The organism is Streptomyces sp. MMS24-W38 (genome assembly GCF_059889265.1).
This window is the reverse complement of sequence record NZ_JCBCPP010000001.1, coordinates 4851772-4876314: the sequence shown is the minus strand read 5'-3', so window position 1 is coordinate 4876314 and position 24543 is coordinate 4851772. Positions and strand designations below refer to the sequence as shown.

The window sequence follows — 24543 nt, the reverse complement described above, 5'->3', positions numbered from 1 at the left end:
CGGTCCACCCAGGTGGCGCTGCAATTCCACGTAACACAAGTTGATCTTGTTGTTGGGTGGGGTCACGTCAGCCTCGGCAAGCCCGAGAGAGCCCGCGGCGGACACATCGAAGCTTTGGCTGAAGACGGATGACTCTCCCAGGTCATCTTCACCGGCCGGAGCTTCGATGTGTCGTCGGTTCGCCACTGTCCGCCTGATCAGACCGGACCCCCGCGAGAACGAAGCAGCCCTGCGGTCGCTGTAGTGACCCACATCAGTGCGCGCTGGTTCGTATGCCGTCGAGGAAGGCGGTCCAGGCAGAGGTGCTGAGCAGCAGGATCATGCCGGTGGGGTTCTTGCTGTCGCGGACGGGGACGGTGCCGGGCATGTTGTCGGCGAGTTCCAGGCAGTCGCCGCCACCGCCATCGCTGTACGTGCTCTTGCGCCGCACTGCGGCCGTCAGGTCAGGTCGGGTACTGCGCATGTCTCGTACTCCTTCATGGCCCGCCGGATCAGGGCCATGGATGCCTCTGGTGGCAGGGCTCGGGCATGGACGAGATCGTAACGATGGGAGTGCCGAGCCACCATGGCCCGGTCTTCCACCAACTCACCCAAGTGGCCCGCCTCCAGGTAGGCCACGTCCGGCGCGTTGTCGAATGACAGGAGGGTGAGCGAGCCGCCCATGGCGGAGTGGGCTCCCGCGACGAAGGGCATCACCTGCACCTCGATGCGCGGGGTGCGGGCGGCTCCCAGCACGGAGGCCAACTGCTCCCGCATGACGGCCGGGCCTCCCACCGAGCGCCGGATCACCGACTCGTCGAGCACCACCCACAACAGCGGCGGTTGCGGCTTCCGGAGCAGACTCTGCCGACTCAGCCGCGCCGCCACCTTCTCCTCGATCTCCTCCACCGTGCACCACGGTTGTCCATGGCGCAGCACCTCACGTGCGTAGGCCGCGGTCTGCAGCAGACCCGGGACGCTGTGCGCCATGTACTTGTGCATGGCGTTCGCCCTGGCCTCGTACGTCACGAACTTCCTTGCCCAGTCCGGGATCGGCGTCCGCTTGATGTGGGTCCACAGGTCGACCAGATCGCCGTCGGCCTCCAGGATCTCGTCCAGCCTGGTGTTGACGTCTTCGGGCGGTGTCTCCTTGCCCGGTTCGAACTGGGCGATACGGCTGTGGGCGATGGGGATCAGGTCACCGAGTCCGCGCTGGGTGAACCCGGCGCGGACGCGGAGCTTACGCAACTTCACGCCGTAGAGCGCCGGCAGGGACGCGGAGGGGTCGAGTTCCTTCGGTGCGGGCATCGTCTGTCCCCCGTTTTCGATCCGGTGCAACGAAAACCATCACCCCTGGTGAGAGTGACGTCACGCACCGATGACCGTGGGGAGAGTCGGGATCACCATGGAGGAAGGGCACCACAACCATGGCACCACAGGAACGTACGAGGCGCGCAGCCGCGATCCGGGACGCCGATGAGGCCAGGAACGAACTCTCCCTGGCACTGGAAGACGCCGGCGAGCTCCTGCCCTCGTTGGGGCTCGACACCGTCTCGCTGGCCAGCGGCTATCTGCCACCGCTGGTGGATCTCGGACGCTGTAATCCGGGCATGGCACGCAAGTTGGCGGAAGCGTTGCGGGAGGGTCGCCGCACCACCGATCTCAGCGCCAGGGTGCGTGAGGTGAACCGGCGGAGCGGACAGCGGACTTGAGAGTGCTCGTCATGCGTGGCGAGGGCCCGCCGCTTCCCCGGAGGGAGCGGCGGGCCCTGGGGCGGACGAGTCGTCAGGCTCGTGCCCACCACACCGTCGTGTCGGCCGGCACCTTCGCCTCGTCGCCGGTTTCGGCCACCTCACCGTTGGTGATCAGGACCCTGCCGTAGGACGGCATGGTCACCGTCTGACCCGTGGTGTTCGCGACGCACACGAAATCCCCGCGCCGGAAGGCGAGTACACCCTTCGGTGCCGGCAGCCACTCCACCGTGTCGCCCGCGCCCAGGTCGGCCTGCTCCCGGCGCACGGCGAGTGCGGCGCGGTACAGCTCCAGGGTCGAACCGGCCGTCCCGGTCTGCGCCTCGACGCTCAGCTCGCCCCAGCCCTCCGGCTGCGGCAGCCAGCTGCCGCCGGACCCGAAGCCGTACGACGAACCGGCGCGGGTCCACGGGATCGGCACCCTGCACCCGTCGCGGAAGCCGTCCTGGCCCTCGCCCCGGAAGTACGCCGGGTCCTGGCGCACCTCGTCCGGCAGGTCCACGACGTCCGGCAGGCCCAGTTCCTCGCCCTGGTAGACGTAGGCCGATCCGGGCAGCGCCAGCATCAGCAGGGTCGCCGCGCGGGCCCGGCGCAGTCCCAGCTCCCGGTCGCCGGGCAGCCGGAGCTGGGTGCCGAGGCCGGGCGGGTTGCCGAAGCGGGTGGCGTGCCGGGTGACGTCGTGGTTGGACAGCACCCAGGTGGCGGGGGCGCCGACCGGGCGCATGGAGTCCAGGGTGCGGTCGATGACCTCGCGCAGCTCCTCCGCGTCCCAGTGGGTGCCCAGGTACTGGAAGTTGAAGGCCTGGTGCAGCTCGTCGGGGCGGACGTAGTTGGCGGTGCGCTCGACGGTCGGCGTCCAGGCCTCCGCGACGAAGATGCGCTCGCCGGAGTACTCGTCGAGGATGAGGCGCCACTGCCGGTAGATGTCGTGCACGCCGTCCTGGTCGAAGAACGGCATGACATCGTTGCCCAGCAGCTTCAGTTGCTCGTGCGATCCCAGGTCCGGCAGGCCCTCGGCCTTCACCATGCCGTGGGCGACGTCGATGCGGAAGCCGTCGACGCCCATGTCCAGCCAGAACCGCAGGATGGAGCGGAACTCGTCGCCGACGGCCGGGTGCTCCCAGTTGAAGTCGGGCTGCTCCGGGGCGAAGAGGTGCAGGTACCACTCCCCCAGGGTGCCGTCGGGCTCGGTGACCCGGGTCCAGGCCGGGCCGCCGAAGATCGACTCCCAGTCGTTGGGCGGCAGTTCGCCGTTCGTGCCCTTGCCGGGCCGGAAGTGGTAGCGGTCCCGGGCAGGCGAGCCGGGGCCCTCGGCGAGTGCCCGCTTGAACCACTCGTGCTGGTCGGAGGAGTGGTTGGGCACGATGTCGACGATGATCCGCAGGCCCAGTTCGTGGGCGTCCCGGATCAGTGCGTCCGCGTCGAGCAGGTTGCCGAACATGGGGTCGACGGCACGGTAGTCGGCGACGTCGTAGCCGGCGTCGGCCTGCGGCGAGGCGTAGAAGGGGCTGAGCCACACGGCGTCCACCCCGAGGTCGCGCAAGTACGGCAGGCGGGAGCGGATGCCCTCCAGGTCGCCCATGCCGTCGCCGTTGCTGTCGGCGAAGCTGCGCGGGTACACCTGGTAGATCACCGCTTCGCGCCACCAGTCACGCCGCCTGGCGACGGTGGCGACGGCGGCGGATGCGGCCGGGGATGTGGAGTGCTGCTGGCTCATCGGAATCTCCTTGCGTGGAAACCCCGTCCTTCAGGGCGGGGAGGAAGCGCTTCCTCGGAGTGGAGCCGCGCAGCGGCGAAGCACGCTCCGCCGACCACCCAACGTACTCCACCCACACGGAAGCTGATAAAATGTGAGGTACGTCGCAGCAGGTGAAGCGGGCGTTCAAGTACCGCTTCTATCCCACGAACGAACAGGCAGCGGAGCTGTCCCGCACGTTCGGCTGCGTCCGCCTCGTCTACAACAAGGCACTGGAAGAGCGCACCCGCGCTTGGTACGGGGAGCAGCGCCGCGTCTCCTACGTGTAGTCGTCCGCCACGCTGACGGAGTGGAAGAAGAACGAAGAACTCTCCTTCCTGACCGAGGTGTCCTCCGTACCGCTCCAGCAGGCCCTGCGCCATCTCCAAACCGCGTTCGGGAATTTCTTTGCCAAGCGCGCTCAGTACCCGCGTTTCAAGAGCCGGAAGAAGTCGCGTGCGTCGGCCGAGTACACCCGTTCCGGGTTCACGTGGCGCAACGGGAAGCTGACACTGGCGAAGATGACCGAGCCGCTGGACGTCCGCTGGTCGCGTCCGCTGCCCAAGTGTGCGGAGCCCACGACGGTGACGGTTTCCCGTGGTACTGCGGGGCGCTGGTTCGTGTCCTTGCTGTGTGAGGACACCATCGTGTCGGCTCCGGCCTCGACGGACGCGGTCGGCATCGACGTGGGCCTTACGTCCTTGGTGACCCTGTCGACCGGGGAGAAGGTCGCGAACCCGAAACACGAGCGGCGCGACCGCGCGAGGCTGGCCAGAGCGCAGCGGGAGTTGTCCCGTAAGGTCAAGGGCTCGAACAACCGGGCCAAGGCCCGCCGTCGTGTCGTCCGCGTTCACGCCCGGATCGCCGACCGGCGCCGGGACTTCCTGCACAAGCTCACCACTCGACTCGTCCGCGAGAACCAAACGGTCGTGATCGAGGACCTCACCGTCCGCAACCTGCTGAAGAACGGCAAGCTCGCGCGCGCCATCTCCGATGCGGCCTGGACGGAACTCCGCTCCATGCTGGAGTACAAGTGCGCCTGGTACGGGCGCGAACTCGTCGTGATCGACCACTGGTTCCCGTCCAGCAAGCTGTGCGGGACCTGCGGCGCGGTCCGTGAGAAGCTGCCGTTGAACGTCCGTGAGTGGACGTGCGACTGCGGCACGGTGCATGACCGCGACGTGAATGCGGCACGCAACATCCTGGCGGCCGGGCTGGCCGTGTCTGCCTGTGGAGACGGTGTAAGACCTCAACGGGAGTCCTCCCGGACGGGGCGGTCGTCGGTGAAACAGGAAGCCCCACCTGCGAAGGTGGGAATCCCTCGCCTCTAGGCGGAGGAGAAAGTCAAGTCGTCCTGTTCGTGTCACCGGGGTGGTGCAGTAAACGAGGAGAGAAGGCGGCCGCGGTGGCAGGCGGGGTCGGTTCGGGCCGCCGCGGCCGCCACCCGCGCGCTCGGGGCGCGCGGGAGTCCTCGTACGAGGGGCAGAGCGATCAGCCCTTCGTGCCGCCCGCGGTGAGGCCGGTCACCAGGTTCTTCTGCACGAGGTAGAAGAACGCGGAGACGGGTATCGCGATCAGGACCGCCGTGGCGGCCATGAGGTTGCGCTGGGCGTCGTGCTCGCTGACGAAGCTCTGCAGACCGACGGCGAGCGTGTACTTCGTGTCGTCCAGCATGAACGTCGTGGCGAAGGCGACCTCGCCGAACGCGGTGATGAAGCTGTAGAAGGCCGCGACCGCGAGGCCCGGCTTGGCCAGGGGCAGGATCAGCCGGGCGAACGTGCCGAACGGGGACAGCCCGTCCACCCGGCCCGCCTCGTCGATCTCGAACGGAATGGTGTCGAAATAGCCCTTCATCAGCCAGGCACAGTACGGCACCGCGGTCGAGCAGTAGACGAGGATGAGGCCGAGATAGGTGTCGATCAGCTGAAGGTCGGAAAGGATCTGGTACATCGGGACCATCAGGACGGCCACCGGGAACATCTGGGTGACCAGGAGGGCCCACATGAACTTCTTGTACCCGGGGAACCGCATCCGGGACACGGCGTACCCGGTGGTGGCGGCGACGAGGACGCCGAGGACCGTGGTGCCGAGCGAGACGATCAGCGAGCTCTTCAGCCAGTGGAAGAAGTTCGTGTCCTGCAGCACGAACGCGTAGTTGTCCAGCGTCATCTTGCCCCAGATGCCGCCGGGGCGGAGGTAGTCGTCCTTGTCCGGGCCGAGGGACAGGAAGACCAGCCAGGCGACCGGGAACAGCGCGACGATGCTCGCCACGACCAGGATGCCGTGCGAGGTGAGACTGGCGAGCGGACCGCGTTCCCCGCGCCCCCGCACCTTCACGGGCGGGGTCCTCTCGCCGGCCGGACGGTCCGTCGGAGCCTCGGTCTTGACGGTGGTGGTGCTCATGGGGGCTCCTGCCTCAGATCGCGAGCTGCTGCTCATTGCGGTTCAGCCAGCGGCGGTAGAAGGAGGTGAAGACGATCAGGATGGCCAGCAGCAGCATGCCGTAGGCGGCGGACTGCGCGAAGTCACGCGGCTGCTGCCCGAAGCCGAGCTGGTAGGCCCAGGTCACGAGGATCTGCGCGTCCGGGGCGGTGTTGCCGAACAGCAGGAAGATGATGGCGAACTGGTTGAAGGTCCAGATGACGCCGAGCAGCACGACGGTGGAGCTGACCGACCTGAGGCCCGGCAGGGTGACGTGCCGGAACCGCTGCCAGGCGTTGGCGCCGTCCATCTCTGCCGCCTCGTAGAGGGCGCCGTCGATGGACTGGAGCCCGCCGAGCAGGGAGATCATCATGAACGGCACACCGCACCAGGTGTTGACCATGATCGCGGCGAACCGCTGCCAGAAGGTGTCCTCCAGCCACAGCGGTGTCGGCAGGCCCAGGGACTCCAGGCCCGAGTTGATGATGCCGCTGTCCGCGAGCATGAACCGCCAGCCGAAGACGGTGACGAAGGTCGGCACGGCCCACGGCAGGATCAGGAGCAGCCGGTAGAGGGTGCGGCCCCGCAGCTTCTGGTTGAGCAGCAGGGCCAGGCCCAGGCCGATGGTGTAGTGCAGGACGACACAGGCCATCGTCCATACGATCGTCCAGATGAAGTGCGACCAGAAGCGGTCGTACGCCGTCTCGCCCCACAGGATGTCGGCGTAGTTGTCCAGGCCGATGAACTTGTAGGTGGCCTCGATCTCGTTGACGCCGATGGTGCGGGCCGAGTTGAGGCTGTCGGCGTCGGTGAGGGTGAGGTAGAAGCCGTAGGCCAGGGGGTACAGCACGATGGTGCCGAGCACGACGACCACGGGCACGATCATGGCGTAGGCGTACCAGTGCTTCTGGTAGGCGTGCTTCAGGCGGCCGACCGGGCCGGGGCGGGGCGCGCGGTCACCGCGGCGTTTGCCGGTCGCGCGGTCGATGGCGACTGTCATGGTTCGGCACCTTCTGGATGATCAAGGGGTTCGGCACAGGCCGGTGGCCGCCGGACCCTCCCCTGCTGGAAGCGGATCCGGCGGCCACGAGGGCGTTACTTGCTGAAGTCCGGCACCAGCTTGGCGATGGCGGTCTCCGCGTCGCTCAGCCCCTTGTCCAGGGACTTCTTGCCGCCCGCGATCTGGGGCAGCTCGTCGTCGAGCGGGCCCCACAGCGAGCTGTACTCGGGCAGCGCCGGGCGCGGCTGGGCGGCCTCGAGGACCGTCTGGTAGCCGGCGATGCCCGGGTCGGCCTTGACCTCGTCGGTGTAGGCGTCGTCGCGGGTGGGCAGCGTGGAGTTCTTCAGGGCGATGGTCTCCTGGGCCTTGGCCGAGGTCATGAAGTTGACGAGCTTCAGCGCGGCCTTCTGCTTCGCCTCCTCGGAACCGGCGTAGACCGAGAGGTTGTGGCCGCCGGTCGGGGCGCCCGCCGTGCCGGTGGAGCCGGCCGGGACGGTGGCGATGCCCAGGTTCTCCTTGTCCTTGAAGGCGGAGCCCTTGTAGAAGTTGGTGATCTCCCACGGGCCCTGGATGATCGAGGCGACCTTGCCGTTGATGAACGCGTCCTGGATGTGGGCGTACGCGTCGGCGGTGGTGTCGGCCTTGTGCAGGCCCTTGCCGTCGAAGAGGTCCAGCCAGGTGCCGTAGGCCTTCTTGGCCTCGGCCGACTTGACGGTGATCTTCTTGGCGTCGGCGTCGACGGTGTCGGCGCCCTCGCCGTAGAGGAAGGACTGGGCGTAGTAGGCCTGGGTGGAGCCCCAGTAGCCGTCGACGCCGGTCTTGTCCTTGATGGTGGCGGCGGCCTTCTTCAGGTCGTCCCAGCTCTTGGGGACCTCGACGCCGGCCTTCTCGAACAGTTCCTTGTTGTAGACGAAGGCGAGGGTGTCCGTGACGAACGGGACGCCGTAGACCTTGTCCTCGTACGTGGCCTGCTCGATCAGGTTGGACTTGAACGCGGCCTGGTCCTTCAGCGCCTCGGTGCCGTCCAGCGGCAGGAAGAAGCCCTTCTTGGCGAAGGCGGGGGTCCAGCCGACCTCGGAGCGCAGCACGTCGGGGGCGCCCTTGGAGCCGGCGGCGGTGTCGAACTTGTTCTGCGCCTGGTCGAAGGGGACGTTGACGAAGTTGACCTTGATGTCCTTGTTGGCCGCCTCGAACTCCTTGACCAGGGCCTTGTACGTCGGCGCCTCGTTGGTCGCGTTGGAGGTGTCCCACCAGGTGATGGTGACCGGGCCGTCAGCCTTGTCGCCACTGTCGCTGTCTCCGCCGCAGGCCGTCGCCGTGAGGGCGAGGGACGCCACCAGCGCGGTGGCCGCTATGCCACGCCGCATGAGTTCTCCTTGAGGGTGTGAAGCCCGGGTGTGCAGGGTGCGGCCCCGTCTGCCGCCCTGCCGACTTGCCGGCCGCGCCTATGGGGCCGCCGGGCGACGTGAACGTAACAGCGATGCAACCGATCCGAAAGACCTTGCTGAAAAATTTTGCAAGAAGGCTCGACAGTTACGCCGCCGTGACCTCCCCCCGCCCCGCTCCGGGCGGCTCCCCGACCGCCGCGCGACCCCGGGTTTCCGGTCACAGGACCGGGGTTCGGACTGTTGTGCAAGACTCTGCAAGTACTTGCCATCCGTTTCCGTCGGGGGAATCATCCGTTGCGGTACGGACGCCGATCACGACCTGCCGAGCACGACATGCCACGACAAGAGGGACAGCGATGACCCAGCAGCCCGCAGCGGGCCGTTCGACGGCGCGCACCAGGCGTCCGTCCGGTGTGCAACGAGTGGGCCGGCGGATACAGTCCGGTGCTGTGACCACACGTCTTGCCGACATCGCCGCTCAGGCCGGGGTGAGTGAGGCGACCGTCAGCCGCGTGCTCAACGGCAAGCCGGGCGTCGCCGCCACCACCCGCCAGTCCGTGCTCGCCGCCCTCGACGTCCTGGGCTACGAACGCCCGGTGCGGCTGCGGCAGCGCAGCGAGGGTCTGGTGGGTCTGATCACTCCGGAGCTGGAGAACCCGATATTCCCGGCCCTGGCCCAGGTCATCGGGCAGGCGCTGACCCGTCAGGGCTACACGCCGGTGCTCGCCACCCAGACCCCGGGCGGGTCGACGGAGGACGAGCTGACGGAGATGCTCGTGGACCGGGGGGTGGCCGGCATCATCTACGTCTCCGGGCTGCACGCGGACACCACCGCCGACATGCAGCGCTACGAGCGACTGCGCGCCCAGGGTGTGCCGTTCGTGCTGGTCGACGGCTTCTCCCCGAAGGTGCAGGCGCCATTCATCTCCCCCGACGACCGGGCGGCGATGGCGCTCGCGGTCACGCATCTCGCCTCCCTCGGCCACACCCGCATCGGGCTGGCGCTCGGGCCGAAGCGGTTCGTGCCCGTGCAGCGCAAGATCGAGGGCTTCGTCCGCACCATGCAGGACCAGGTGGGCCTGGACGCCCGGACCGTGGAGACGGAGCTGGTCCAGCACTCCCTGTACACCCTGGAGGGCGGTCAGGCCGCCGCCACGGCGCTCATGGACCGCGGGTGCACGGCGGTGGTGTGCGCCAGCGACATGATGGCGCTGGGTGCGATACGGGCGGCGCGGCAGCGCGGTCTGGACGTGCCGAGGGACATCTCGGTGGTCGGCTTCGACGACTCCCCGCTGATCGCCTTCACCGACCCGCCGCTGACCACGGTCCGCAAGCCGGTCCCGGCGATGGGCCAGGCCGCGGTGCGCACCCTGCTGGAGGAGATCGGCGGGACGCCCGCTCCGCACAGCGAGTTCGTGTTCATGCCGGAGCTGGTGGTGCGCGGTTCGACCGCTTCGGCCCCTGGGGACCGAAACCGCCCCTAGGGCGGAGGGGACGACGTTTCGTCCACTGCCCCGGGAGGAGACCGCGGGCCTCTGCCCGGGGAAGACATGCGGGTCCGTCCCGCCCGGGGGATGATCTGCGGGAAGGGCTTTTCTGGCAGACTCTGTGCCCATGGGTGAAGCGACGGTGAACACGCTGGAGGGCCGGGAGGACCGGGCCGCAGCGCACCCCGTCGGAAACGGGGCGGGGCGGGGCCTCCCGCGTCGCCTGCGCACTCCCCGCCGGCCGCGGTTGTGGTTCGAGATCCTGCTGATCGCGGTGAGTTACTGGACGTACTCACTCGTCCGCAACGCCGTGCCGGAGCAGAAGTCCAAGGCACTGCGCAACGCGGACTGGCTCTGGGACCTGGAGCGGCAGCTCGGTCTCGCCTTCGAGCAGTCGTTCAACCACGCGGTGAACTCGGTGACCTGGCTCGTGGTCGGCATGAACTACTACTACGCGACGCTGCACTTCGTGGTCACGCTGGGTGTCCTGGTGTGGCTCTACCGTAGCCATCCCGGCCGTTACGCGGCGACCCGGCTGGTGCTGTTCTCGACCACGGCCGTCGCCCTGGCCGGCTACTACCTGTTCCCGCTCGCCCCGCCGCGCCTGATGAACGGCGGCGGTTTCATCGACACCGTCGTGGTCCACGAGACGTGGGGGTCGATGGCCTCCGGCGACCTGAAGAACATGTCCAACCAGTACGCCGCGATGCCCTCGATGCACATCGGCTGGTCGGTGTGGTGCGGGCTGACCGTCTTCGCGCTGGCGACCGTCCCGTGGGCTCGGGTCCTGGGGCTGCTGTATCCGGCGGGCACGCTGGTGGTCATCGTCGCCACCGCCAACCACTTCTGGCTGGACGCGGTGGGCGGCCTGCTCTGCCTCGCCCTCGGCTACGCGCTGGCGACGGTCTGGTACGGCAGCCGCCCGTACGTCCTGCCGAGACTCGTGCCGGACCACGGCAGCGGGAACCTCACCGGCACGGGCGGCGGGGGCGGGGGCCTCGAGGACACCGGCGGCGAGGGCCCGGACGGCCCGGACAGCTCCGACGGCAGGGTCCCGGACAGCGGGAAGGCGGGCGTGGTGGCCCCCCGCACACCGGACTCCGCCCTTGCCCCGGGCGGCTCCCGCGCCCCGGACAAGTCCTAGGATCCGCCGTAGAACAGTTCCTCCATCACGCCCCGCGCCCTGCGGGTCGTGCGCCGGTACGCGTCGAGCATGTCGCCGGCGTGGCCCGGACCGTAGCCCAGGTAGCGGCCGACGGCGGCCAGTTCGCGGGGGGCGGCGGGGAAGGTGTCCCCGGCCCGCCCGCGGACCAGCATGACCGCGTTGCGCACGCCGGTGGCCAGCACCCACGCCTCGTCGAGGGTGGCCGCGTCCTGGGCGGAGACGAACCCCGCCGCGTGGGCGGCGGCCAGCGCCTCCCGGGTCCTGGTCGTGCGCAGACCGGGCTCCCGCGCGCCGTACCGCAGCTGCATCAGCTGCACGGTCCACTCCACGTCGGACAGACCGCCCGGACCGAGCTTGGCGTGCAGTTTGGGGTCGGTGCCGCGCGGCAGCCGTTCGGACTCCATCCGGGCCTTCAGACGGCGGATCTCGCGCACCGCCTCCTCGTCGAGCCCGGCGGCCGGGTGGCGCAGCGGTTCGATCAGCTCGATGAAGCGGCGGCCGAGGTCCTCGTCGCCGGCGACGTGCTCGGCGCGCAGCAGCGCGTGCCGCTCCCACACCAGGGACCAGCGGCGGTAGTACGCCTCGTACGACTTCAGGGTGCGCACCAGCGGCCCGGACCTGCCTTCGGGACGCAGGTCGGCGTCGATGAGCAGGGGCGGGTCGGCGCTGGGGAGCTGGAGCAGTCGGCGCATCTCGGCGACGACCTTGCCGGCCGCGTCGGCCGCCTCCCGCTCGTCCACGCCGTCACGCGGTTCGTGGACGAACAGGACGTCCGCGTCGGAGCCGTAGCCCAGTTCGTGGCCGCCGAAGCGGCCCATGCCGATGATCGCGAAGCGGGTGGGGAGGGTGTCCCCCCAGCCCTCCCGGACGACCGCGCGCAGGGTTCCGGCGAGGGTGGCGGCGGTCAGGTCGGACACGGCGCCGCCGACCAGGTCCACCAGGGCGCCCTGGTCGGCCTCGGCGGGCTGGGACTCGGTGCCGTAGGAACCGATGATGTCGGTGGCGGCCGTACGGAACAGCTCGCGGCGGCGCACCCCGCGGGCGGCCGTGACCGCCTGGGCCGCTCCGTCGGCGCGGCGGACCGCGGCGAGGATCTCCTGCTCCAGGTGGGCGCGGGAGCGGGGCCTGAGGCCCCCGGCCTCCCCGTCGCCGAGCAGGGCCACCGCCTCGGGGGCGCGCATCAGCAGGTCGGGGGCGAACCGTCCGGCGGACAGCACCCGGGCCAGGTTCTCGGCGGCGGCGCCCTCGTCCCGCAGCAGCCGCAGGTACCAGGGGGTCTTGCCGAGCGCGTCCGAGACCTTGCGGAAGTTGAGCAGGCCGGCGTCCGGGTCGGCGGAGTCGGCGAACCAGCCGAGCAGCACGGGCAGCAGGGTCCGCTGGATGGCCGCCTTGCGGGTCACGCCGGACGCCAGCGCCTCCAGGTGCCGCAGGGCGGCGCCGGGGTCGGCGTAGCCGAGGGCGACCAGCCGCTCCCGGGCCGCCTCCGCGCTGAGCCGGGCCTCGCCGGGGGCGAGCTGGGCGACCGCGTCGAGCAGCGGCCGGTAGAACAGTTTCTCGTGCAGCCGCCGTACGACGGTGGCGTGCCGTTTCCACTCGCGGGTCAGGCTCGTCACCGGGTCGTTGCGCATGCCCAGGGAGCGGCCGATGCGGCGCAGCTCGGCCTCGTCCTCCGGGACCAGATGGGTGCGGCGCAGCCGGTACAGCTGGATGCGGTGTTCGAGCGAGCGCAGGAAGCGGTAGGCGGCGTCGAGCTGGGCGGTGTCGGCGCGGCCGACGTAGCCGCCGGCGGCGAGGGCCTTCAGCGCGTCGAGGGTGGTGCCGCTGCGCAGGGAGGGGTCGGTGCGGCCGTGCACCAGCTGGAGCAGCTGCACGGCGAACTCGACGTCGCGCAGCCCGCCGGGACCGAGCTTGAGCTGGCGGTCGACCTGGGCGGTGGGGATGTTCTCGACGACCCGGCGTCGCATCTTCTGGACGTCGGCGACGAAGTTCTCCCGCTCGGCGGCCTGCCACACCAGCGGTTGGAGGGCGGCGACGTACTCCTCGCCGAGGGCGAGGTCGCCGGCCACCGGGCGGGCCTTGAGCAACGCCTGGAACTCCCAGGTCTTGGCCCAGCGCTGGTAGTAGGCGCGGTGCGAGGCGAGGGTGCGGACGAGGGGGCCGTTGCGTCCCTCGGGCCGCAGGTTGGCGTCAACGGGCCAGATGGTGCCCTCGACGGTGTTCTCGGAGCAGATCCGCATCATGTGCGAGGCCAGCCGGGTCGCGGCGCGCAGGGCCTTGTCCTCGTCCGCCCCGTCACCCTTCTCGACGGCTTCTCCGACGAAGATGACGTCGACGTCCGACACGTAGTTCAGCTCGTGTCCGCCGCACTTGCCCAGCGCGACCACCGCGAGCCTGCACAGGGCGGTGTCCTCGGGGGCGTCGGCCTCGGCCAGCGCGAGGGCGGCCCGCAGGGTGGCGGTGGCCAGGTCGGCGAGTTCGGCGGCGGTCTCGGACACCTCGGTGGTGCCGCAGACGTCCCGGGCGGCGATGGACAGCAGGCAGCGCCGGTAGGCGACGCGCAGCGACACCGGATCGGTGACGCCGGCGAGGCCGTCCTCGAACTCGGTCAGGCCGGGGTGCAGGTCCCGCGCCTCGTACGTGACGAGCGCCCGCCAGTCGCCGGCGTGCCGGGCGAGGTGGTCGGCCAGGGCCTCGGAGGCGCCGAGCACACCGAGCAGCCGGTCGCGCAGCGGCTTGGCGGCGATCAGTGTGTCGAGCACTTCCTGCCGGTCGGTGGCGGTGGTCTGCGCCTCCAGCAGCCGGACCAGCCCGTGCAGCGCGAGATCGGGGTCGGCGGTCGCGCCGAGCGCGTCCAGCAGCACCGGGTCGTCGCGCACGGGCACCAGCTCGGGTCCGTCCAGCAGCCGCTCGGCGGCGGACGGGTCGGTGAAACCGTGCCGCAGCAGCCGTGTGAAAGTACTGCTCCTGCGCCCCGGCGCCGACGTCATCCCCGGCCTCCCTCGGTCCTCGGATCACGATGGTCGTACTGGCGACGAGCCTATCGGCACCTTCGGGGCCCGGCCCGGGACGGCGTACGACGGGTTCCGGGGGCGCGCGGGGTCCGCCACGGCCCGCGACACGCCGTCGTGTTCCCGGTGGCGCCGCGCACCGCTTTCGGCTTCGGTGAGGGGAAGCCGTTCAGCTGGACGAGGCGGCGGTTCGCATGCTGCCGAAGCCGACGCCCACAAGGCGGCCGGACCGGCACGGGAGCTGTGCCCATGGACATGACCTTGGAAGTGCTCCCGCTGCCCGTCAGTGACATCGACCGGGCCCGGGACTTCCACCGGGACACGGCGGCCTCTCCTCGCCCCCTGCCCGTCCGGGGCGTTCCGATCCGTCAGGCGTACGGTTCGGAGACCGGGAGCCGGTAGCACTCGGCCTCGGGGGACTCGACCAGTCGGGACGGTCCGAGCCGTTCCCTCAGCGAGGCGATCCGGGCCGGCAGGGTGGCGCGCAGCGACGCCCGGTGCGCGCGCAGGATCTCCTCGACGATCTGGTCGGCGCGCAGTGTCCGGCCCGGCCTCCGGGCCAGCGCGGCCAGGATGTCGAATTCGTCGTCCGGCAGTTCGGTCGGGGCACCGTCGACCAGGACGGCCCGCTCCCGCAGGTCGATGCGTACCCGCCCGGCCAGCAGCAGGTCTCCCGGCGGCTCCCCGAAGGGCCCGTCCAGGACGGCCGCGACGGGGGCGGTGTCGGTTCCGAGGTCAACGGTGGCGGGCTCGACGGGTCGGCCGCGGCGCATCACCGCCCTGGTCCGGGCCAGCAGTTCGGCCAGGTTGTAGGGCTTGATGAGGTGGTCGTCCGCGCCCAGGTCGAGCGCTCGCACGCAGGACAGATGGTCCCCGCGCGCGGTGGTCACCAGGATCGGGACCGTACTGGCGGCCCGCATCGCGCCGCACAGCCCGAAGCCGTCGCAGTCGGGGAGGGCGAGGTCGAGCAGGACGACATCCGGGCGGGCCCGGTCCAGCAGCTCGAGCGCGGCCCTGCCGGTGGACGCGCACACCGCTTCCAGACCCTGTTCCTCCAGGGCCGTCCCGAGAGCCGCCGCCACCCGTTCGTTGGCCTCAACGACCAGTAGTTTCACATCGTCCTCGTTAGTTTCACATCGTCCTCGTTCTGGCGTGCTCGGCGTTCTGAAGTGTTCAGCGTCCTGAGGTCTGGCGCTGCCGCGATCGTGCGCGCGTCCCGCCCCATCCGCTCTCCGCTCCCTGCTGGTCCGAGCGGATGTAGTCGGGGAGCACCCTCGGCGGCCAGCTGCCGATGCTGAACATGCCCATCGAGTACGCCCTCGCCGCCAGTGCCGTCCGGTTGGGCACCTGGAACTGCCGCAGCAGCATGCCGACGTGGTACTCGATGCCCTGCCGGCTGAGGAACAGCTTGGCCGCCAGGCGTACGGTCGGATCACCCGCCGCCACGCCCTCCAGGACCTTCGCGCTGAGCGGGGACAACTTCCATTGCGAGCCGTCGTACGCCTCGCGGTCGACGGGCGTTTCCTCCGGCGTGAACTGCACCACGATCATCTCGACCCGGCCCGCGCCGTCGGTCACCGGGAACGCGGTGATCTTGCCGGAGACCGTGTTGCCGTAGACGGACAGGACGACGGAGTGACCGACGAGACGAGTCCGCTGTCCCTGCACGAGCCGGCCGAACTCACGCAGCACGTGCTGTCGCACGCTCGGGTGCAGGAACTCCACGAATTCACGGCCGCGCAGCTCGTCCGCCCGCTGGGCGCACCGGGGCATCACGGGGCTGTTGACGGAACGCACCCGCAGATTCAAGTCGAGAATGGCGAGAGCGATTCCGGAGCGCTCGAAAAGCGAAAGGAACGCATCACGGTACTTTTCGCTCCCGATTTCCGCGTCGAACAGGGAAGAATCTATTTCATGCAGCGCTTCGACGGAAAACTGACTTTTCCCGGTCAGGGTGGCGTGCGCCTCCGCCGCCCGAATGAGCCCGTCCACCGTACTGATCTTCGCGAGGGCCATGTAAGCCTTTCCCTCCCTCTCTCGAATCTTTCACTGGCCGCGAGCCAGTCTACGGAGCACGGGCGTTGACGTGCAATGGAATTCGGAACCCCCACGAAAGACTGTGGTCGCCGTTCCGTGGGTTCGGAGAGACCGTCGCGGCGGGCCCCGGGAAGCAGCGGGAAGCGGCCCGGACACCGCTCGGCAACCTCCGGTCATCCGAGAATTACCGGCATTTTCACCCACATTTTCCATTGCCGGACGGGACCAATCCGGCTTACCGGTGAGTAGCCCGTTCGGTGCACCGATCGGGCACCGCCCCCGGTCACCGGTCCAGGCACCGGCCCTCACCCCGGCATCCCTACCCACGCCGGTACCCCGGCTACCGGGTCACAGTCGCTCCGCGAGCACGCCCGAACCGAAGACCGCCCTTCCGGCCATGCGGCGCACCGCCGGAACCAGCCCGGCCCTGCCGTCCACGTCCAGCCGGTGGTACAGCCTGGTGAGGCTCTTCTCCACGGCCCGCCGGGTGACTCCGAGCGCCTCGGCGGCGTCCTGGTTGGTGTGCCCCAGGGCCACCAGGGAGGCGACCCGCCGCTCGGTGTCGCTGAGCAGCCCGCCGGCCACCGGTGCGCCTCCGCACGGCGGCACACCGTGCGGGGACGACGGCTGCGAGGCGATCCAGCGTCGCAGCACCGCCTCGCCCGTCGCCTCGGCGATCCGGTCCGCCTCGGCGAGGATCTCGTCGGAGCCCGGCCGTCCGGCGGCCCGCAACCGGTTGCCGTACGCCGTCAACGACCGCCCCAGCTCCAGGTGGTTGGAGCTCTCCCTGAGCACGGCGACGGACTCGGCGAGCAGGGACAGGGCGTAGCGGCCGCGCACCACGGTGCCCCACATGCGCAGGGTCCGGCCGAGTGCGGCCGGTGCGCCGAAACGCCGTGCCCGTTCACAGGCGCGGGCGAGGAGTCGGAGCGCGGCCTCCGGGTCGCCGAGGCGGAGCAGCAGCGGCGCGCGCCACACGTCGACCGGGAACAGGGTCCGGTTGCACCAGCCCGCCGCCTCTGCGCGGCGGGCGGCGTCCTGCAAATCGGCTGCGAGGGCGGGCAGTTCACGCTCCGCGGCCAGCGGGATCTGCAGCACCCGCAGGGCGAGCCCGCACACCGGTTGCCCGGCGCCCTGCCCCTGGGCCAGCCGGTCCCGCAGCCGCTCCGCCAGCCAGGTGTCACCCGTCTCGACCGCCACGGACGTCAGGCTGAGCACCGTCAGCCAGTCGTGGTCCCCCAGCGAGTCCCCCGCCGGGTCCCGCGCCGGGTCGGGAGCTGTCGCGCAGGCCTCCCGCGCGTCCGCCCGGGCGTCGGCGGGCCGGCCGGCGTGCACGGCGGTGAGCGCGCGCCAGCTCAGCACGGCCGTGCGCAGCCGCCGGTCGTCGCGCTGCCGCGCCGTCTCGAGCGCCGTGTCCAGCCAGCAGCGCGCCGGTTCACTCGCCTCCGCGACGGCCGCGGAGGCGATCGTCAGTGCGGACGCGGTGTACTCCGAGGCGGCCGACGCCGGTTCGTGCTCCAGCAGCCACCGCGTGCGGGCGGCGACCTCGGTGGCGGGCAGCCGGCCGCCGAGGACGCCCGCGAAGACGAGGACCGCCATGAGTTCCCGCCGGGCCGCGGTGCCGGGACCGGGAACCGGTCCGGGGTCGAGGGCTCGTCCGGGGGCAAGGACTCGTTCGGGATCGAGGACTCGCAGCCGTTGGACGGCGGCGGCCTGGGCCGCCGGGTCCCCCAGCCGCGACAGCCGTACGCGGGCCTCCAGCCGCAGCCCGAGCTCCGACGCCTCCGATGTCTCTGACATCCCTGCTGCCTCCGACGCCTTCGGGGCGGCCCGTGCCATCGGGTCGGCCGTCGGCACCATCGGCCCCGTGCGCCCCGCCCCGGCTTGTTCCAGCATCTCCGACGCCGCGTGCGGGGCGGAGAGGAACAGCGTGAGCGGCACACGGGCCACGACCGCGGCGCGTTCCGGGACCGCGTCCAGCAGGGGAAGCGCCTGGCCGACGTGGCGCAGCATCGCGGAGGTGTCGGCGTTCCGTTCCACGTCGGCGAGGGCGGCCAGCAGGTCGCCGCGCTGAGGGCTGTAGGACGGGAACTCGCGCAGGGCTCGGCGCAGACAGCGGATCGCGAGCGCGTCGTCGCCACCGCGCCACACCTCGCGGGCGGTCTCCCGCATCACCTGTGCGGCCTCGGTCCAGTCACCGGGGCCGACCTCCATGAAATGGGAAACGACCCGCTCGGCCGGTGCGCCCGAGGCATGGAGCAGTTCGGCCGCCCGGCGGTGCAGCCGGTCGCGGTCGGCGAGCGAGATCCCCTCCTCGGCGGCCTCCCGTACGCAGTCCCACAGTACGGGCGGTGTCCAGCGGTCGGCGGCCCAACCGAGTCTGACCAGCGCTCTGGCCGCCGCGTCCCCTTCGGCCGGGTCCAGATCCGCCAGACGGGCGAGGACGTGCGTCTCGGTCTCCCCGCCGAGGAGCGCCGCGCAGGCGGCGAGCCGACCGACGGACTCCGGGTGCCCGGTCAGGGCCGCGGCCACACGGGACCGCAGGCTCCAGGGCGCGGGCTGGGCACGGGCGATGTCGAGCAGGCCTGCGGAGGCACCGCGGCCCGCACGCTCCAACCGCTCCAACCGCTCCAACAGGGAGATGATCAGCGTCGGATTGCCGCCGGTGGCGTGGGTCCAGGCGTGGACCTGGTCGTCGGCGAGCGCGATGCCGCGTTCCCCGAGCAGGGCACGTACTCCCTCCGTGCCGAGCGGCCCCATCCGGATCACCCGGTCGGCGGCCGACAGGATCTCCTGCACCCCCGGCGTCTCGGTGGCGAACTCGCCCTCGCACACGGCGACCGCCATGAGCAGCGGGCCCGGCCCCGGGTCGGCGAGCAACGCGGTCAGCCGGGTCAGGGCCGGCTCCCCCGCCCGCTGCAGGTCGTCGACGAGCAGTGCGACCGGGCGGCCGGTGGTTTCCGGGCGGGCCGGACCAAGGTGGCCGAGGGGCAGGCCCTGTTCCAGTCGGCTGCCTCGGGCTCGTCGTACGACGAAGCCGTGCTGTTCCGCGTGGACCGCGACCACGTCGAGGAAGGCCGAACGTCCCATGCCCGGAGTTCCGGTGACCGCCATGAGCACGGTGTCGCCGGTTTGCACACCGTTCATCTCACATTGGACCGCGTCGAGATCCTTTGTCCGCTCCAGGAGCCGCACGGAGCCTCCATTCACCAACGGAGTCGGGCAAGCATGAGCCATTCTTACCCGGTTGAACCCGCGAGTCGCCTGGACAAGAAGGCCCCGACGTCATCACAAAAAAGCCACAGCACTGTCATATCGTAAGGATCATGAGTTCGAGACGATCAAAGCCGGCACATCCGGTTCCCTCGGTTCCCTCGTTCTCTGCCCCCCGTTCCCACCCGCTCAGAACGGGAACCGCCGCCGTGCCGGCCGTCACGCCACGCGGGCCGTCCGCCTGCCCGATCCGTGGCGAACACCGCGGCGCACGCTGCGTGGTGATGCTGGGCTCCCCCGCCCGTGGCTCGGTGGACGCCATCGCCCGTCATGTCAGCGTCACGTACGGACGCGAGGCGAATGTACGGCGCGTGGGCTGCCTGCGTGAAGCGGCCGGCACGGAGCACGCCGTGCTGCGACGCCTGCTCGGCACCTCGCCGCCGGGTCACGAAATCCGTTACGCGGCAGACTCGTTGGTCTGCGGCCTGCTGGCACGCGGGCCACTCGTCCTCGCCATCGGCGATGCGCAGTGGTGCGACGAGGGCACGCTCCGCTTCATCGACCAGCTGATGCGCGCCACCTACCGACAGCCGCTGACCGTCCTGCTGCACCTGCCCCTTGGACTGCCGGGGCCCGCCGCGGCGGCGTTCCACGAACTGGCGACGCGGGACTACTGCACGGTCGTCGACGCCGCGGGCCTCTGGCCCGCCGACACCACCCGGCCCGCCGCCGAAGACCTGGCCGAACTCGCCCGGCGCGAACCCCGGTTGCTCGAGGTCGCCCGGGCGGCGGCGGCACTCGGCAGCACCGACCCGGACCTCGTCGGCGCCCTGGCCGGACTCCCGTCCAAGGCGACGGGCCGGCTCCTGGAGGGGGCCGAGGCCCGCGGCCTGCTCCCCGGGCCCATACCGGTCCACGGCATCCCCTCGCTGCTGGACACCCTGCCCGAGGCCGAGCGGGAGCGCATGCGCGCCCAGGCCGCCGAGATCCTCAACGACGCGGCCAAACCGGCCGAGCAGGTGGCCGACCTGCTGCTCGAGCAGAGGACGCTGGACCGCTCCTGGATGCGTGCCGTCCTCAAGGAGGCGGCGGCAGCCGCCCGGCACGACCGCCCGGCTGCCGCGGTGTCCTACCTGACGCGGCTCCACGCCGCCGACGCCGACGATGCCGCCGTCCGCATCGACCTCGCCACCGCGCTGGTCGACATCGATCCCCTGGCCGCCCGGGAACACCTCATTCACCTCGCCGGGACACCCCCCGGCAGGGACGATCCACTGGTCCGGACCCACGCCGCCGACCTGCTCCTGCTCACCTCCCTCATGGTGCACGCCTCCCCCGACACTCCCGCCGCGCTCGACGCACTGCTGCGCGAGCTGGGCCCCGGCCGTCAGGACGGCCCGCCGACCGGGCGGGCACAACGGGCTCCGGCCCCCGCCCCCGCAGTCCCCACGACCTCTGCGGTTTCTGCGGCCTCCGCGGTTTCTCCGGTCTCCCCGATGCCTCCCGCTCTCACCTCGCCCACCCCATCCACCGCCCCGGTCTTCACCGACCGCCCCACCGAGCGCCTGGCCCTCGCCGTCCGCGCGCTGCGCACCGCGCTGACCGCCTCCGAGCCGGAGGCGCGGGAGACCGCGGTCGCCGACGCCCGTCAGGTCCTCTGGTCCGGGCAGCCGCACACCGCCTGGGCCAGGGTCGCCGCAGCGCAGGTCCTCGCGCTGGCCGACGACACCGCGACCGCGCTCGACCAGTTGCAGCGGACCGTCGCCGACAGCGCCGAGCGTGAGGAGATGTGGGCCGAGTGCCACGCCGCTTCGGCGCGGGCCCTGGTGCTGCTCGAATCGGGCCAGGCGGCCGAGGCCGCCGAGGCGGCGTCGGCCGCGTCCCGTCTCTCCGAGGGAGAGGGCGCATCGGGGCGGAGCCGGCTGGCGTCGATCGCCCTCGCCCGCGCCCTGGTCGCCCGGGGCGACCTCGACCGGGCACAGGAGGTACTGCTCCGGCTCGACGGCCGCCGGCTCGACGACTGCGTCTGGGAGTACCACCACCATCTGACGGCCCTGGCCCTGGTCGAGCGTGACCGCGGCCGGCCCGAGCAGGCCCTGCGTCTGCTCGAGCGGTGCGGAGCGAGTCTCGCTGCCGCCGGCGTGGACAACCCGGTGTTCACCCTCTGGTGGGTGCACAGCACCGAGCTGCTCATGCGGTTGGGCCGGCCGGGCGTCGCCGCCCAACGGGCCGAGTTCGGCCAGCAGTTGGCCGAGCGATGGCCGACGGCCCGCAGCACGGGGCTGAGTCTGCTGGCCCGGGGCGTGTCCGCCGACCCGGCCGGCTGCGTCGAACTGCTCACCGAGAGCGCCCGGGTCCTGGCCCAAAGCTCCGACCGGCAGTCCCACGCCCTCGCCGAACTCCGCCTCGGCAAGGCCCTGCTGCACCGGTCGGACCGGGGTGCGCACTCCCGTCTGCGCGCGGCGCTGGCGATCGCCGTGCCGTGCGGCCTGACCTCCGTCGCCGAACAGGCACGCTGCGCGCTCCGCTCGGCGGAGGGACGGCACACCCTGGCGGCGCTCAGCCACGCCGAACGTCCCGTGGCGGAACTGGCGGCAGCCGGGAAGTCGAACCGGGTGATCGCGGACGCCCTGTGTCTGACGGTACGCACGGTCGAGTACCACCTGACGAACGTGTACCGGAAGCTCGGCGTCCCCGGCCGGGCCGGCCTCGCGAAGTGGTTCCCGGCGCACGGACCGCGGCCTGCCCAGGCACGAGCGCTCGGCCAGACACGGTGAACCACCTGCTCCGGCCACCGGGTCCACCCGGCGCATCCGACGGGCTCCTGGAACGGACCGAGGAACTGGCCACGCTGGAGCGGGCCGTGCGCCAGGTCGCGAACGGCGGGACGGCGACCGTCGTCGTGCGCGGGCGACCGGGCACCGGACGCAGCGCCTTGCTCGCCGAGGGCGCGGCCCTGGCCCGGCAGTTCGGCCTGCACGTCCTCACGGCACCCGGGCAGGCCGAACTCGCCTCGATCAGCGGCCCGTCGGCCCTGTTCACCGACGACACCCAGGGCACATCGGAGGCGGAACGAGCCAAGTCGCCCACGAGCCGACCGAAACCGCGACCCGCGTTGTGGGTGGTCGTCGAGGGCTCCGAAGACTCCGGCCCGGCGCCGCTCGACGCGCAGGCCGGACCCGGATACGAGCTGTCGCCGCGCCCGCTGACCGAGCACGCCGTACGGACACTGCTCGTACGGGCGTACGGCGAGGAGGCGGCCGACTCGCTCCTGCCGACCGCGACCGCCGCGACCGGCGGCAACCCGGCGGTCCTGTGTGCCGCGCTCCGGCGATGGCCCGGGCCGCCCCCCGACGCCGCCGAATTCGCCGCGCTCGCCGACCAGACGGGCCGGCACCATCTGAGGACCGTACTGGCGCGGGCGTCCGCACGGGCGTCCGCGCTCGTCGCGGCGAGCGCGGTGGCGGCGGGGCACTTCTCGTTCCGCCAGGTCTGCGAGCTGGCCGGGATCTCCGTGCCGGACGGCGAGCAGGCGCGTACGGAGCCGGCCGTCACCGGCCTGCTCGACTCCGCCGTGCGGCCCCGGCTGTACGACCCGCTGGTGGCCGAGCGGGCACTCGGCCTCCTGGACGGCGACCGGCGCCGTGAACTCCACGAGCGTGCCGTGCGGTTGGCGCACCGCGAGGGTCTCCCGCAGGACGTGCTGGGCCGGCTGGCCGCACGGACCTCGCTGGACGAGCCCTGGGTGCCCGGCGCGCTCCACGCTGCGGGCGTGGCCGCGCGCCGGTCCGGCGACGACGACGCGGCGGTGGTGTTACTCGAACGGTCGTTGGACCACGGAGCGGCCGACGGGCTGCGCACGGACGTACTGCTGGAGCTGGCGAAGGCGCAGTCGTCGCGGCGGCCGGCGGCGGCCGAGCGCGGATTCCGGCGGATCCTGAGGGAGACCGACGTCCCGGACCGGTCCGGGGCCCTGCTGTTCGCCGCCGACATGCTGGCGCTGCGCGCCGGGGACGACGCGGCGGAGGCGCTCAGCGCAACGGCGGCGCGGGCCACCTCGGAGGCGGAGCGGCGCACGCTGCGCGGCCTGCGCGAGCTGGCCGCGGAAACCTGCCCGCCCGGACCGGCACCGGCGCCGGACGCCTCGGCCCTCGGCCCTCGGGACGACCGGGAGACGCCGGAGTTCGACGCGACCCGGGCCGCGGTCCGGGCCTGGCGGCACTGCCTGGCCGGGCGGAAGATCGGCGAGGCCCGCCGGCTGGCCGGGACCGTGCTGGTACGGGCGGGAAACGGGTTGTTCACTCCCCGGCTGTTCGCCGCGCGCGTGCTCGCCGTCACCGAGGACGTGGCGCTGGCCCGGTCCGGACTGCAGCGGATCACGGCCGAGGCACGACGGCACAGGGTGAGCCCCGTGGCCGGGCACGCACTGCTGGGGCTTGCCGAACTTTCCTTGCGGACCGGAGAGTTGGAGCAGGCCAGGGAGCGGCTGGCAGAGGCGTTCACCGAGGTGCCCAGGCACCACTGGCATCCGCGGGCGCTGCCGAGACTGACCGCGGTGGAGATGGTCGTCGCCCTGGAGTCCGGACGGACGGACCTGGCGGAGTCGATCCTGGCACGGTCGGCCCGGGCAAAGGCCCCGTCGGACCGCGGCGAGCACGGCCTGGACCATGCCCACCTGCTGTTCGCCCGGGGCGTCCTGTGCCTGCGCACCGGCCGGACCTCCGAGGCGAGGGCGCATCTGCGCGAGTGCGGCCGGATTCTGCGGCCCCTCGGCTGTGTGAACCCCGCCGTCATTCCCTGGCGTTCGCATCTCGCCATGGCGGAGGCGGCCTGCGCGGCCCCGCAGGCGGCGGAGCGCCTGGTGGTCGAGAGCCTCACGGCGGCCCGGACCTGGGGCGCGCCGGGCGCGGTCGGCGCCGTCCACCTCTGGGCCGGGCCGGCCCTCCCCGACCGTACGGCGCTCGGGCATCTACGAACCGCGGTACGTCTGCTCGCCGGCATGCCGACCCGGAGACTGTACGCGCGGGCGATGGTCGCGCTGGCCTCCACCCTGCTCGACACCGGCCGGTCGACGGAGGCGCGGCGCCTGCTCGACGAGGCGGTCAGACGGGGCCGGCCGTTCCCGCTCGCCGAGGAGGTCGCCGCCCGCCTCGCCGCTCAGCCCTCCGCGAACCGGGCACGGCTGAGCCCGGCTCAGCTGCGGGTCGCCCTGCTGGCGGCGGAGGGCCGGTCGAACACGGCGATCTCCGAGGAGCTGTCGGTCGGCGTCCGCACCGTCGAACTCCACCTGACGCACACCTACCGCGCCCTGGGCATCAACGGCCGCTCCGATCTCGCGGTGGTACTGGGGCACCCATAA

General features: G+C 71.6%; 15 protein-coding genes and 1 pseudogene. 6 read left to right on the top strand and 10 right to left on the bottom strand.

Going from position 1 to position 24543, the window contains the following annotated elements:
- Positions 1–253 precede the first annotated feature (253 nt).
- Together AC6F7H_RS21185 and AC6F7H_RS21180 are read right to left on the bottom strand one after the other, a co-directional pair.
- Complete coding sequence (locus AC6F7H_RS21185; RefSeq protein WP_500758497.1) at positions 254–463, bottom strand: DUF397 domain-containing protein; 210 nt, start codon at positions 461–463, stop codon at positions 254–256.
- Positions 439–1287: a Scr1 family TA system antitoxin-like transcriptional regulator gene (locus tag AC6F7H_RS21180; protein ID WP_500758496.1), complete on the bottom strand. Its 849-nt coding sequence runs from the start codon at positions 1285–1287 to the stop codon at positions 439–441. Before AC6F7H_RS21180 ends, AC6F7H_RS21185 begins: the two co-directional genes overlap by 25 nt.
- Before the next feature lie 119 nt (positions 1288–1406).
- Here AC6F7H_RS21180 and AC6F7H_RS21175 point away from each other — a divergent pair, with 119 nt between their 5' ends.
- Entirely contained in the window at positions 1407–1691 is a 285-nt protein-coding gene (locus tag AC6F7H_RS21175) for a hypothetical protein (protein WP_500758495.1), read from the top strand.
- Positions 1692–1764: 73 nt separating this feature from the next.
- Here the strand turns inward: AC6F7H_RS21175 and AC6F7H_RS21170 are convergent, their stop codons facing one another.
- Complete coding sequence (locus tag AC6F7H_RS21170; RefSeq protein WP_500758494.1) at positions 1765–3447, bottom strand: glycoside hydrolase family 13 protein; 1683 nt, start codon at positions 3445–3447, stop codon at positions 1765–1767.
- 152 nt (positions 3448–3599) lie between these two features.
- On the opposite strand from AC6F7H_RS21170, the pseudogene AC6F7H_RS21165 reads away from it, so the two are divergent.
- Positions 3600–4796 (top strand): annotated as a pseudogene (locus AC6F7H_RS21165) (RNA-guided endonuclease InsQ/TnpB family protein).
- A gap of 160 nt (positions 4797–4956) precedes the next feature.
- Here AC6F7H_RS21165 and AC6F7H_RS21160 read toward each other — a convergent pair.
- The 3 genes from AC6F7H_RS21160 to AC6F7H_RS21150 all read right to left on the bottom strand — a co-directional run bounded on the left by AC6F7H_RS21160 (position 4957) and on the right by AC6F7H_RS21150 (position 8253).
- A complete protein-coding gene (locus AC6F7H_RS21160) occupies positions 4957–5868 on the bottom strand; it encodes a sugar ABC transporter permease (protein WP_500758493.1) in 912 nt (303 codons plus the stop codon).
- A 13-nt stretch (positions 5869–5881) separates the two neighbouring features.
- A complete protein-coding gene (locus AC6F7H_RS21155; protein WP_500758492.1) occupies positions 5882–6886 on the bottom strand; it encodes a carbohydrate ABC transporter permease in 1005 nt (334 codons plus the stop codon).
- A gap of 95 nt (positions 6887–6981) precedes the next feature.
- On the bottom strand, positions 6982–8253 hold the full coding sequence (locus AC6F7H_RS21150; protein ID WP_500758491.1) for an extracellular solute-binding protein: 1272 nt from the start codon (positions 8251–8253) through the stop codon (positions 6982–6984).
- 470 nt (positions 8254–8723) lie between these two features.
- On the opposite strand from AC6F7H_RS21150, the gene AC6F7H_RS21145 reads away from it, so the two are divergent.
- Positions 8724–9758, top strand: coding sequence for a LacI family DNA-binding transcriptional regulator (locus tag AC6F7H_RS21145; RefSeq protein ID WP_109381824.1), 1035 nt, complete (start codon positions 8724–8726; stop codon positions 9756–9758).
- A gap of 130 nt (positions 9759–9888) precedes the next feature.
- A complete protein-coding gene (locus AC6F7H_RS21140) occupies positions 9889–10905 on the top strand; it encodes a phosphatase PAP2 family protein (protein ID WP_500758490.1) in 1017 nt (338 codons plus the stop codon).
- Here AC6F7H_RS21140 and AC6F7H_RS21135 read toward each other — a convergent pair.
- The 4 genes from AC6F7H_RS21135 to AC6F7H_RS21120 form a co-directional block, all read right to left on the bottom strand.
- Complete coding sequence (locus tag AC6F7H_RS21135; RefSeq protein ID WP_500758489.1) at positions 10902–13913, bottom strand: bifunctional [glutamine synthetase] adenylyltransferase/[glutamine synthetase]-adenylyl-L-tyrosine phosphorylase; 3012 nt, start codon at positions 13911–13913, stop codon at positions 10902–10904. The genes AC6F7H_RS21140 and AC6F7H_RS21135 overlap by 4 nt on opposite strands.
- A gap of 389 nt (positions 13914–14302) precedes the next feature.
- A complete protein-coding gene (locus AC6F7H_RS21130) occupies positions 14303–15049 on the bottom strand; it encodes a response regulator transcription factor (protein WP_500758488.1) in 747 nt (248 codons plus the stop codon).
- Positions 15050–15107: 58 nt separating this feature from the next.
- Complete coding sequence (locus AC6F7H_RS21125; protein ID WP_500758487.1) at positions 15108–15950, bottom strand: helix-turn-helix transcriptional regulator; 843 nt, start codon at positions 15948–15950, stop codon at positions 15108–15110.
- Positions 15951–16319: 369 nt separating this feature from the next.
- Entirely contained in the window at positions 16320–19118 is a 2799-nt protein-coding gene (locus AC6F7H_RS21120; protein ID WP_500758486.1) for a helix-turn-helix transcriptional regulator, read from the bottom strand.
- Positions 19119–19468: 350 nt separating this feature from the next.
- Between AC6F7H_RS21120 and AC6F7H_RS21115 the strand changes: the two genes are divergently transcribed.
- Together AC6F7H_RS21115 and AC6F7H_RS21110 are read left to right on the top strand one after the other, a co-directional pair.
- Positions 19469–21961, top strand: a complete 2493-nt coding sequence (locus tag AC6F7H_RS21115) for a helix-turn-helix transcriptional regulator (RefSeq protein WP_500758485.1) — start codon at positions 19469–19471, stop codon at positions 21959–21961.
- Positions 21958–24543, top strand: coding sequence for a LuxR C-terminal-related transcriptional regulator (locus AC6F7H_RS21110; RefSeq protein WP_500758484.1), 2586 nt, complete (start codon positions 21958–21960; stop codon positions 24541–24543). Before AC6F7H_RS21115 ends, AC6F7H_RS21110 begins: the two co-directional genes overlap by 4 nt.

What these genes read in the sequence shown, in the direction of transcription:
- AC6F7H_RS21185 (WP_500758497.1), bottom strand. Translation starts at nt 463, where the DNA reads ATGCGCAGTACCCGACCTGACCTGACGGCCGCAGTGCGGCGCAAGAGC.
- AC6F7H_RS21180 (WP_500758496.1), bottom strand. Translation starts at nt 1,287, where the DNA reads ATGCCCGCACCGAAGGAACTCGACCCCTCCGCGTCCCTGCCGGCGCTC.
- AC6F7H_RS21175 (WP_500758495.1), top strand. Translation starts at nt 1,407, where the DNA reads ATGGCACCACAGGAACGTACGAGGCGCGCAGCCGCGATCCGGGACGCC.
- AC6F7H_RS21170 (WP_500758494.1), bottom strand. Translation starts at nt 3,447, where the DNA reads ATGAGCCAGCAGCACTCCACATCCCCGGCCGCATCCGCCGCCGTCGCC.
- AC6F7H_RS21160 (WP_500758493.1), bottom strand. Translation starts at nt 5,868, where the DNA reads ATGAGCACCACCACCGTCAAGACCGAGGCTCCGACGGACCGTCCGGCC.
- AC6F7H_RS21155 (WP_500758492.1), bottom strand. Translation starts at nt 6,886, where the DNA reads ATGACAGTCGCCATCGACCGCGCGACCGGCAAACGCCGCGGTGACCGC.
- AC6F7H_RS21150 (WP_500758491.1), bottom strand. Translation starts at nt 8,253, where the DNA reads ATGCGGCGTGGCATAGCGGCCACCGCGCTGGTGGCGTCCCTCGCCCTC.
- AC6F7H_RS21140 (WP_500758490.1), top strand. Translation starts at nt 9,889, where the DNA reads ATGGGTGAAGCGACGGTGAACACGCTGGAGGGCCGGGAGGACCGGGCC.
- AC6F7H_RS21135 (WP_500758489.1), bottom strand. Translation starts at nt 13,913, where the DNA reads ATGACGTCGGCGCCGGGGCGCAGGAGCAGTACTTTCACACGGCTGCTG.
- AC6F7H_RS21125 (WP_500758487.1), bottom strand. Translation starts at nt 15,950, where the DNA reads ATGGCCCTCGCGAAGATCAGTACGGTGGACGGGCTCATTCGGGCGGCG.
- AC6F7H_RS21120 (WP_500758486.1), bottom strand. Translation starts at nt 19,118, where the DNA reads ATGAACGGTGTGCAAACCGGCGACACCGTGCTCATGGCGGTCACCGGA.
- AC6F7H_RS21115 (WP_500758485.1), top strand. Translation starts at nt 19,469, where the DNA reads ATGCTGGGCTCCCCCGCCCGTGGCTCGGTGGACGCCATCGCCCGTCAT.